At 50.8% G+C, this 3,106-nt stretch carries 1 rRNA gene; it reads right to left on the reverse strand.

The annotated features are described in order from the left end of the window. Nucleotides 1-20: 20 nt before the first annotated feature. Nucleotides 21-2,912 (reverse strand): 23S ribosomal RNA (locus tag AACY08_RS27360). Nucleotides 2,913-3,106: the final 194 nt, after the last annotated feature.

A 3,106-nucleotide genomic window follows, 5' to 3' on the forward strand; every position in this document is an offset into this window, starting at 1 on the left:
TCAAATTGCTTGGGTGTTATATGGTCAAGCCTCACGGGCAATTAGTATTGGTTAGCTCAACGCCTCACAGCGCTTACACACCCAACCTATCAACGTCGTAGTCTTCGACGGCCCTTCAGGGGACTCAAGGTCCCAGTGAGATCTCATCTTGAGGCTAGTTTCCCGCTTAGATGCTTTCAGCGGTTATCTATTCCGAACATAGCTACCCGGCAATGCCACTGGCGTGACAACCGGAACACCAGAGGTTCGTCCACTCCGGTCCTCTCGTACTAGGAGCAGCCCCTCTCAAATCTCAAACGTCCACGGCAGATAGGGACCGAACTGTCTCACGACGTTCTAAACCCAGCTCGCGTACCACTTTAAATGGCGAACAGCCATACCCTTGGGACCGGCTTCAGCCCCAGGATGTGATGAGCCGACATCGAGGTGCCAAACACCGCCGTCGATATGAACTCTTGGGCGGTATCAGCCTGTTATCCCCGGAGTACCTTTTATCCGTTGAGCGATGGCCCTTCCATACAGAACCACCGGATCACTAAGACCTACTTTCGTACCTGCTCGACGTGTCTGTCTCGCAGTCAAGCGCGCTTTTGCCTTTATACTCTACGACCGATTTCCGACCGGTCTGAGCGCACCTTCGTACTCCTCCGTTACTCTTTAGGAGGAGACCGCCCCAGTCAAACTACCCACCATACACTGTCCTCGATCCGGATAACGGACCTGAGTTAGAACCTCAAAGTTGCCAGGGTGGTATTTCAAGGTTGGCTCCACGCAGACTGGCGTCCACGCTTCAAAGCCTCCCACCTATCCTACACAAGCAAATTCAAAGTCCAGTGCAAAGCTATAGTAAAGGTTCACGGGGTCTTTCCGTCTAGCCGCGGATACACTGCATCTTCACAGCGATTTCAATTTCACTGAGTCTCGGGTGGAGACAGCGCCGCCATCGTTACGCCATTCGTGCAGGTCGGAACTTACCCGACAAGGAATTTCGCTACCTTAGGACCGTTATAGTTACGGCCGCCGTTTACCGGGGCTTCGATCAAGAGCTTCGCGTTAGCTAACCCCATCAATTAACCTTCCGGCACCGGGCAGGCGTCACACCCTATACGTCCACTTTCGTGTTTGCAGAGTGCTGTGTTTTTAATAAACAGTCGCAGCGGCCTGGTATCTTCGACCGGCATGAGCTTACGGAGCAAGTCCTTCACCCTCACCGGCGCACCTTCTCCCGAAGTTACGGTGCCATTTTGCCTAGTTCCTTCACCCGAGTTCTCTCAAGCGCCTTGGTATTCTCTACCCAACCACCTGTGTCGGTTTGGGGTACGGTTCCTGGTTACCTGAAGCTTAGAAGCTTTTCTTGGAAGCATGGCATCAACCACTTCGTTAACTAAAAGTTAACTCGTCATCAGCTCTCGGCCTTAAGATCCCGGATTTACCTAAGATCTCAGCCTACCACCTTAAACTTGGACAACCAACGCCAAGCTGGCCTAGCCTTCTCCGTCCCTCCATCGCAATAACCAGAAGTACAGGAATATTAACCTGTTTTCCATCGACTACGCTTTTCAGCCTCGCCTTAGGGACCGACTAACCCTGCGTCGATTAACGTTGCGCAGGAAACCTTGGTCTTTCGGCGTGGGTGTTTTTCACACCCATTGTCGTTACTCATGTCAGCATTCGCACTTCTGATACCTCCAGCAAGCTTCTCAACTCACCTTCACAGGCTTACAGAACGCTCCTCTACCGCATCACCTAAGTGATACCCGTAGCTTCGGTGTATGGTTTGAGCCCCGTTACATCTTCCGCGCAGGCCGACTCGACTAGTGAGCTATTACGCTTTCTTTAAAGGGTGGCTGCTTCTAAGCCAACCTCCTAGCTGTCTAAGCCTTCCCACATCGTTTCCCACTTAACCATAACTTTGGGACCTTAGCTGACGGTCTGGGTTGTTTCCCTTTTCACGACGGACGTTAGCACCCGCCGTGTGTCTCCCATGCTCGGCACTTGTAGGTATTCGGAGTTTGCATCGGTTTGGTAAGTCGGGATGACCCCCTAGCCGAAACAGTGCTCTACCCCCTACAGTGATACATGAGGCGCTACCTAAATAGCTTTCGAGGAGAACCAGCTATCTCCGAGCTTGATTAGCCTTTCACTCCGATCCACAGGTCATCCGCTAACTTTTCAACGGTAGTCGGTTCGGTCCTCCAGTTAGTGTTACCCAACCTTCAACCTGCCCATGGATAGATCGCCCGGTTTCGGGTCTATTCCCAGCGACTAGACGCCCTATTAAGACTCGCTTTCGCTACGCCTCCCCTATTCGGTTAAGCTCGCCACTGAAAATAAGTCGCTGACCCATTATACAAAAGGTACGCAGTCACCCAACAAAGTGGGCTCCCACTGCTTGTACGCATACGGTTTCAGGATCTATTTCACTCCCCTCTCCGGGGTTCTTTTCGCCTTTCCCTCACGGTACTAGTTCACTATCGGTCAGTCAGTAGTATTTAGCCTTGGAGGATGGTCCCCCCATATTCAGACAAAGTTTCTCGTGCTCCGTCCTACTCGATTTCATGACTAAGAGATTTTCGCGTACAGGGCTATCACCCACTATGGCCGCACTTTCCAGAGCGTTCCGCTAATCTCAAAGCCACTTAAGGGCTAGTCCCCGTTCGCTCGCCACTACTAAGGGAATCTCGGTTGATTTCTTTTCCTCAGGGTACTTAGATGTTTCAGTTCCCCTGGTTCGCTCCATACACCTATGTATTCAGTGTAAGGTAACCATCTTATGATGGCTGGGTTCCCCCATTCAGACATCTCCGGATCAAAGTCTGTTTGCCGACTCCCCGAAGCTTTTCGCAGGCTACCACGTCTTTCATCGCCTCTGACTGCCAAGGCATCCACCGTATGCGCTTCTTCACTTGACCATATAACCCCAAGCAATCTGGTTATACTGTGAAGACAACATTCGCCGAAAATTCGATAATACTCAATGCAGAGTAACTCACAAATTTTACCTTAGCCTGATCCGTTACCAGTGAAAGTAACGTTCAGTCTATCTTTCTATCACATACCCAAATTTTTAAAGAACGATCTAATCAAAGACTAGAAATCAACATTC

Source organism: Pseudomonas sp. EL_65y_Pfl1_R83, from assembly GCF_963970695.1.
GTDB lineage: Bacteria > Pseudomonadota > Gammaproteobacteria > Pseudomonadales > Pseudomonadaceae > Aquipseudomonas > Aquipseudomonas tritici.